The following is a 6,926-nucleotide window of genomic DNA, read 5'->3' as shown; positions in this document are numbered from 1 at the left end:
GCCCCCCGGCATGGAAGACGACACCGCCGACGAGGCGCCCCCCCTGCTGCTGGGCGGCCCGGCGACCCAGGCTGTCGTCCCCCGCCCGGTGCCGGAGGCCACGCACCCTCCCGTCACGCCGGCCGCCCCTCCGGCCGAACCGCCGCGCCCGTCTCTGATGGGCCGGCTGTTCGGCGGCCGCCCCGAGCCGGTGGAGTCACCGCCCGCCGCCGCCCGCGCGATACCCGACCCGGACGACTACGCGCCGCCACCGCGTTCCGACGGCCGCGATCCGTGGCGCCTGCCGCCGCTCGACCTGCTGAAGCCCGCCCCCGCGCACGGCCAGACCGGCCCGTCGCAGGACGCCTTGCAGGCCAATGCGCGGCTGCTGGAAACTGTATTGTCCGATTACGGCGTGCAGGGGCAGATCGGGCAGATCCATGCCGGCCCCGTGGTCACGCTGTATGAGCTGGAGCCCGCGCCGGGCATCCGCTCGGCCAGGGTGATCGGCCTGGCGGACGACGTGGCACGGTCGCTGTCGGTGCTGAGCGTGCGGATCGCCACCGTCCCCGGCCGCAACGTGATCGGCATCGAAGTGCCCAATGCACGGCGCGAGACGGTCTATCTGTCCGAACTCTTCACCGACGACGCGTGGCACCATGCGTCGTCGCAGCTCTGCCTGGCGCTGGGCAAGGATATTTCCGGCATGCCGATCTATGGCGACCTGGCGCGCATGCCGCACCTGCTGATCGCCGGCACCACCGGGTCGGGTAAGTCGGTCGGCGTCAACGCGATGATCCTGTCGCTGCTGTTCCGCATGTCGCCCGAGGAATGCCGCCTGATCCTGATCGACCCCAAGATCCTGGAACTGTCGATCTACGAGGGCATCCCGCACCTGATGACGCCGGTGGTCACCGAGCCGGCCAAGGCCGTCGCCGCCCTGAAATGGACGGTGCGGGAAATGGATCGCCGCTACCGCGCCATGTCGCACCTGCAAGTGCGTAATATCGGCGGCTACAACGAGCGGGTGGCCGACGCCCGCCAGCGCGGCGAGGTCGTCTCGCGCCGGGTGCAGACCGGCTACGACCCTGAGACCGGCCGCCCGACCTTCGAGGAACAGCAGCTCGCGCTGGACTCGCTGCCCTATATCGTCGTGGTGATCGACGAAATGGCGGACCTGATGATGGTCGCGGGCAAGGAGATCGAAACGGCGGTGCAGCGCCTGGCGCAGAAGGCCCGCGCGGCCGGCATCCATGTGATCATGGCGACGCAGCGCCCTTCGGTCGACGTGATCACCGGCACCATCAAGGCCAATTTCCCGACCCGCATCTCCTTCCAGGTCATCAGCAAGTTCGACAGCCGCACCATCCTGGGCGAGCAGGGGGCGGAGCAGCTTCTGGGCCAGGGCGACATGCTCTACATGCAGGGCGGCGGCCGGATCACCCGCGTCCACGGCCCCTTCGTCGCCGATAGCGAGGTCGAGGACGTGGTCCGCTTCCTCCGCAGCCAGGGCGAGCCGATCTATGATGACGACGTAATCTCGGCCCAGGACGAGGACAGCGGCGGCGGCAGCAGCGGCAGCAGCGGCAAATCGTCCGGCAACGGGCTGAGCGGCGGCTATGACGAGGAAACCAGCCTGTTCGACCAGGCGGTGGCCGTCGTGGCGCGCGAGGGCAAGGCATCGACCTCGTTCATCCAGCGCCACCTGTCGATCGGCTATAACCGAGCCGCCAAGATCATCGACCAGATGGAAAAGGAGGGCATCGTCAGCCCGGCCAACCATGTCGGCCGGCGCGAAGTCCTGCTGCGCCGCACCCCCGACGACGAATGACCCGGCGAGCGCGCCGGCCCCCGCCCCGGCCGGCCGGCCCGGCATTCCGCCTTCCCGCGGGTGCCCCGCCCACGGGCGGGGCCGATCCCTTTCCGGTTCTGTTCCGCGACACCCGCTTCCTGGTCATCGACAAGCCACCCGGCCTGCCGGTGCATGCCGGCCCCGCGGGCGGCCCGTCGGTCGAGGATTCCTTCCCGCTGCTGTCACGGCGGGCGGACGGACCATGGCTGGCCCACCGGCTGGATCGCGATACGTCGGGCTGCCTGCTGATCGCCCTGCGCAAGCAACCGCTATTGGCCGCACAGGCCGCCTTCGCCAACGGCCTGGCCCGCAAAACCTACTGGGCCGTGGTACGCGGCCGCCCCGTAACCGACAGCGGCACGGTGGCGATGACGATCGCCAAACAGTCGGACAAACAGGGCTGGCGCATGGTACAGGCCCCCACGGGCCAGGACTCACGCACCGCGTGGCGGCTTCTGGCCAGCGACGGCGAAACAAGCTGGCTGGAATTGCAGTTGCTGACCGGGCGCACCCATCAGGCCCGGCTCCATTGCGCCAGCCTGGGCTGCCCGGTCCTGGGCGATCCGGTCTATGGCGACGCAACGGGGCAGGACGGCTTCAGGCTGCACCTGATGAGTCGCGCGCTCTCCCTGCCGCTGGACCCTCCGGTTTCCGCCGTCGCCCCACCGCCCGCCCATATCCGCGCCGCCCTGAAGCGCCTGGGTTGGCAGGAAGAACCGGACATAACCTGACATACGGAAACGTCAGGATTTCTCCTCTTCCAGGGCATGCAGGCAACCGGTACCCCGATCGATCAGATGGATGTCATGCACCTCGCGGATCGCCGTGAGAGCACGCGGCCGCCAGGACGCAGGTTCCGCCGCCGGGGCGCAGATGTTCTTCCCGCCGAGAGGCACATCATCTTTCCGATCCAGGATCGACAGCACAGCGCGCGGATTATGGATCAAGGCCCGCCGCAGCGCGGCCTGAAGCGCACGGCTCGTGCCCGGATCGGCAACCGGGATCAGGTCGGGCACCAGCACGATCCAGTTTTCCCAGCCCGCCGCCACGGCACGACGCACGCGCGGCCATTCATGTTCGCGCGTCAACCTGCGCCCGACTTCCTGGGCACCATCCTGCCTGATCTGTTCGGCCAGCACCTTCGCATTCAGCGGCTGCATGGCTTCCAGAGGGCCAAAACTCGTCAGGCCCGCCCCCATTGCCGGTGTTGTCAGCACCATCGCCAGCAAGGCAAGGCGCAGGGGCGTAAAAAGGCGAGCGAACAGCGCACGGCGCATCGACAAAAGATCCTCCCGAACAGGGGACTGATGAAACGACGAAATCAGACGATTGAGGCGGGAAGGCGGCCTTGGCGCGCTGCCGCCCGGTTGCGGGCAGGGCATCGAATGCCTATAGCGAGCATCATCATATCGGGCTCGGACGGCGTCCGCCCCACTATCGGGCCATGCCATCGGCCCCACCCTTTCCGACAGAGAGCATTCCATGAGCAGCATGTCCGCCTCCGAAATCACCCGCCTTCAGGTCTGCCTGCGCCGCCTGCTGGGGTCGCCCGAACTGACGGTCAATCCGCCGCCACGCGCCGGCCTGTCGGTCGAGGTCGCCGTAAAAGGCGAGATCATCGGCACCGTTCACCGGGACGAGGATGAGGGCGAAGTGTCCTACGCCCTGCACATCACGATCCTGGAAGAAGACCTGCCCGCCGAGACGACCGCGACCCGCGCCCGTCGCTGAAGCATCCGCCCTTACCGCCCGTCCCCGACGGGAAGGGCGGCAGCAGGGCACGACCGGCGGAAACCTGCCCACAGCCAACACACGCGCAGACGGACCATATCGCCGTCAGCGCGAGAGCAGGGCGAGCCTGTCCGGCGCGGCCGAAGCCTCGATCACCGGGTGATCGGTTCGGCTGGCCGGCAGATCCACTTCGGTAATCTTCCACCGCCATCCCTGAATCCGCATCTGCAGGCGCAGCGGCGTCTCCTGCTCGTGGCCCGGCATCACGGCACGGGCCTCGAACATGTCCGGGCGCAGAAAGCGAATGCGGACATGATGCAGCATGGCCACCGGGGAGATCGCGGACACCGGCTGCGCCGCCGGCATGACCTGCCCCATCAGCGTATCGAGGTTGGCGGCATTCACATGTACGTCAATCGCGTGAGACACCGCCGTGGTGGCAAACGACGAACCGAATTCCGGCAATTCGTCGTCACTCGCCGGCTGATTGCCCACGATCCCGCTGATGATCTGCGTCTTCAGGCTGGCCTGCACGGCACGCCAGTTCAGGAACGTGCCCAATGTGCGCATGTCATGTGCCTGAATAGCCGACGAAACCGACCACAGCGTCACGAATGGCGAGGCCACGAACAGGGACAGCGACATGACCAACGTCACCGCACAGATGCGGCGCGCCTGCTGCCGTCGAACGGCGACCATGTACCCGGCAGGCATCAGACGCATGAAACGGTCCATCGAAAAAATCGCCCCTGTCTTGCTCCCACAACATACGATAAACATATCGGCCATGCATGCGTTTCATGCCGCGTGATACAAATTGTTATAAAAAGTCAGGCCAAACGCCATATTCCGCAGCAGGCATGCGGGGCGCATACAAGGCCCAAGACAAGGCAGGACGTATGATTCCTGATTTTTCCGAGACCGAAATCCAGCGCTATGCCCGGCATATCCTGCTGCCGGAAATCGGCGGCACGGGGCAGGCCGCCCTGCGCGCCGCCAGCGTACTGATCGTCGGCGCCGGGGGGCTGGGCTCGCCGCTCGGCCTGTATCTGGCAGCGGCGGGCGTCGGCCGGATCGGACTGGTCGATGACGATTTGGTGGACCTGTCGAACCTCCAGCGCCAGATCGCCCACACCACCGACCGGATCGGCCGCAGCAAGGTCGAGTCGGCGGCCGAGGCGATGCGCGCGGTCAATCCGCTGGTCCGCATCGACACCCACGCGACGCGGCTGGACGCCGGCAACGCGCGTGCGCTGGTCGGCGGCTACGACCTGGTGTGCGACGGCAGCGACAATTTCCGCACCCGCTACCTGGTCGCCGATGCCTGCGCGCTGGAACGGCGCACTCTGGTCTCGGCCGCCGTGCTGCGCTTCGAGGGACAGCTATCGACCTTCCGTCCGCACCGGGGCGGGCCATGCTATCGCTGCCTTTATCCCGCTCCGCCGCGTGACGGCGCGGTGCCGTCCTGCGCCGAGGCCGGGGTTTTCGGCGCGGTCACCGGGGTCATGGGCACCTTGCAGGCAACCGAGGCCCTGAAAGAGATCCTCGATATCGGCGAGAGCCTCGCCGGCCGGCTGCTGGTATGGGATGCCCTGGCGGCACGCTTCCACACCATCCGCCTCTCCCGCGATCCCGACTGTCCGCTCTGCGGCACCCATCCCACCATTCACGACCTGTCGGCCCATGCGTCCGGACAGGTGCCAGCCGGAGCCTGCGCGATCCATGCCGACTGACATCCCGCGCGAAGGGCTGGCGATCCTGCTGCTCGATGGCGGCTTCGAGCGAGCGCATTATGCTCTGGTCCTGGCCGCCGGGGCGCTTGCCGTGGACCGGAAGGTGCTGATCTTCGCCGCCGGGCACGGGGTCCATGCCCTCGCGCGGGACTGGCAGGGGCTGCGCGATGCCGGCGCGGACAGCGCGACCCAGGCCAGCGGCGTCGCCGGCTTCGAGGTTCTGCGCGACGCCGTCCAGGCGCTCGACGGCACGCTGATGGCGTGTGAATCCGGCCTGCGTCTCACCGGTCTGGGCGCCGACGCCCTCTTGCCGGGCGTGACCGTGGCGGGGGTTCCCGCCTTCCTCGATGCCGCGCGCGGGCGGCAGGTCATCAGCCTGTGACGGGGCGGCGGATCGCGCAATGCATCCAGGGCCGCAAATCCCCTTGCCGTGCGGCGCGGGCCTTGGCAGGGATGCAGCCATGATGCCCACTTCCTCCCTTGCCCTCCTCCCCGCCCCGCGCCGCATCACCCCGCGCGGATGCGCCGGCTGGATGCTCTGCGCAACGCTGCTGGTCCCCCTCATGCCCAACGACGCGGCAGCAACCACGCCGGAGCCGTCCAAAACGGGCCACCATCACCATCATCACGCCGCCAAGGCCACGGCGGGCACCAAGGCGACCGGTACCAAGACGACCGGCCCCGCGCATCATAAGCGGCATCGTCCGGCCGCAGCTTCCGGCGCGGCCACAACGCTCCATCACGGCCATCCAGCCACGACACACGCCGGCGCGACGGCCCATCACCATGGCGCGATCGTCCCCCATCCAGCCCGCTCCCACCACGCGGCAACCGCCGCGGCCGCCGCCGCGGCGGGCTTGGCGGCAGCGGCGGCACCAACCCCGGCAGCCCCCGCGGGCGGAGCAGCCGTCGCCATCCCGCCGGCGGCAATGCCCGCCGAACCGGCGGCCCCGACGGACAAAGGGTCGGTCACCGGCCTGCCGCTGCCGCGCTTCGCGGCCCTGCGCGCCGACGAGGTGAACATGCGCTCGGGGCCAGGACAGCGTTATCCGATCGAGTGGGTCTATCACCGCCGCGACCTGCCCGTGAAAATCGAGCGCGAATTCGATGTCTGGCGCCTCGTCGAGGATTCCGACGGCCAGAAAGGCTGGGTGCACCAGGCGACGCTGGTGGGCACGCGCAGCTTCGTCATCCCCGGCCTGCCGCCGGTCGATCCGGCTCCGGCGACCCCTCCGGCATCCCCCGCGCCGACGACAGCCGGGGCGCCCGCCGCCGCCTCGCCAGCAGCCAGACAGGCAACCAATCCACCAGCAGGCCATTTCGATAGTCGTGAAGTCGAACGACTGACGGATCCCGCCTCGGCCGCCTCCATTCCCGGAGCGGTCATGCTGCGCTCGACCCCGGATGCCGGTTCAGCCCTGATCGCGGTGCTGAAACCCGGAACGGTCGGCATCCTGCGTACCTGCGCCGCCGACACGACATGGTGTCGCGTCAGCGTGCAACATTATTCAGGCTGGCTGGACCGCAAGGCGGTCTGGGGCCTGCTGCCGCAGGAGACCATTCAACCGTCCTGAAAAACCCGGCGGGCAAGGACGACGGCGCCCGCCGGGAGCAGGACAGCGAACGGGTTG

General features: G+C 68.6%; 8 protein-coding genes. 6 read left to right on the top strand and 2 right to left on the bottom strand.

All coding sequences use genetic code 11. The annotated features are described in order from the left end of the window. Both ABF821_RS10855 and ABF821_RS10850 read left to right on the top strand, forming a co-directional pair. Positions 1-1,810: DNA translocase FtsK (locus ABF821_RS10855; protein ID WP_415530008.1), on the top strand; the 1,810-nt coding region annotated here is incomplete at its 5' end. Next, positions 1,807-2,562, top strand: coding sequence for an RluA family pseudouridine synthase (locus ABF821_RS10850; RefSeq protein ID WP_415530007.1), 756 nt, complete (start codon positions 1,807-1,809; stop codon positions 2,560-2,562). The genes ABF821_RS10855 and ABF821_RS10850, both read left to right, overlap by 4 nt. A gap of 12 nt (positions 2,563-2,574) precedes the next feature. Here the strand turns inward: ABF821_RS10850 and ABF821_RS10845 are convergent, their stop codons facing one another. Continuing rightward, complete coding sequence (locus ABF821_RS10845) at positions 2,575-3,108, bottom strand: hypothetical protein (protein ID WP_415530010.1); 534 nt, start codon at positions 3,106-3,108, stop codon at positions 2,575-2,577. 205 nt (positions 3,109-3,313) lie between these two features. On the opposite strand from ABF821_RS10845, the gene ABF821_RS10840 reads away from it, so the two are divergent. After that, entirely contained in the window at positions 3,314-3,562 is a 249-nt protein-coding gene (locus tag ABF821_RS10840) for a DUF3126 family protein (protein ID WP_114725217.1), read from the top strand. Positions 3,563-3,667: 105 nt separating this feature from the next. On the opposite strand, the gene ABF821_RS10835 is transcribed toward ABF821_RS10840, so the two are convergent. Next, positions 3,668-4,285 (bottom strand): DUF2939 domain-containing protein, encoded by a 618-nt coding sequence (locus ABF821_RS10835; RefSeq protein WP_259654550.1) that lies wholly within the window; start codon positions 4,283-4,285, stop codon positions 3,668-3,670. Between the two features lie 176 nt (positions 4,286-4,461). Between ABF821_RS10835 and ABF821_RS10830 the strand changes: the two genes are divergently transcribed. The 3 genes from ABF821_RS10830 (at position 4,462) to ABF821_RS10820 (ending at position 6,869) form a co-directional block, all read left to right on the top strand. Beyond that, complete coding sequence (locus ABF821_RS10830; protein ID WP_183008117.1) at positions 4,462-5,295, top strand: HesA/MoeB/ThiF family protein; 834 nt, start codon at positions 4,462-4,464, stop codon at positions 5,293-5,295. Further along, complete coding sequence (locus tag ABF821_RS10825; protein ID WP_415530006.1) at positions 5,285-5,677, top strand: hypothetical protein; 393 nt, start codon at positions 5,285-5,287, stop codon at positions 5,675-5,677. The genes ABF821_RS10830 and ABF821_RS10825 overlap by 11 nt, the downstream gene beginning before the upstream one ends. 79 nt (positions 5,678-5,756) lie before the next feature. Continuing rightward, positions 5,757-6,869, top strand: a complete 1,113-nt coding sequence (locus ABF821_RS10820) for an SH3 domain-containing protein (RefSeq protein WP_415530005.1) — start codon at positions 5,757-5,759, stop codon at positions 6,867-6,869. The last annotated feature ends 57 nt before the right edge of the window (positions 6,870-6,926 follow it).

The organism is Gluconacetobacter sp., assembly GCF_047721585.1.
Classification (GTDB): domain Bacteria; phylum Pseudomonadota; class Alphaproteobacteria; order Acetobacterales; family Acetobacteraceae; genus Gluconacetobacter; species Gluconacetobacter dulcium.
This window is presented reverse-complemented; position numbering and strand designations above follow the sequence as displayed.

What these genes read in the sequence shown, in the direction of transcription:
- ABF821_RS10850 (WP_415530007.1), top strand. Translation starts at nt 1,807, where the DNA reads ATGACCCGGCGAGCGCGCCGGCCCCCGCCCCGGCCGGCCGGCCCGGCA.
- ABF821_RS10845 (WP_415530010.1), bottom strand. Translation starts at nt 3,108, where the DNA reads ATGCGCCGTGCGCTGTTCGCTCGCCTTTTTACGCCCCTGCGCCTTGCC.
- ABF821_RS10840 (WP_114725217.1), top strand. Translation starts at nt 3,314, where the DNA reads ATGAGCAGCATGTCCGCCTCCGAAATCACCCGCCTTCAGGTCTGCCTG.
- ABF821_RS10835 (WP_259654550.1), bottom strand. Translation starts at nt 4,285, where the DNA reads ATGCGTCTGATGCCTGCCGGGTACATGGTCGCCGTTCGACGGCAGCAG.
- ABF821_RS10830 (WP_183008117.1), top strand. Translation starts at nt 4,462, where the DNA reads ATGATTCCTGATTTTTCCGAGACCGAAATCCAGCGCTATGCCCGGCAT.
- ABF821_RS10825 (WP_415530006.1), top strand. Translation starts at nt 5,285, where the DNA reads ATGCCGACTGACATCCCGCGCGAAGGGCTGGCGATCCTGCTGCTCGAT.
- ABF821_RS10820 (WP_415530005.1), top strand. Translation starts at nt 5,757, where the DNA reads ATGATGCCCACTTCCTCCCTTGCCCTCCTCCCCGCCCCGCGCCGCATC.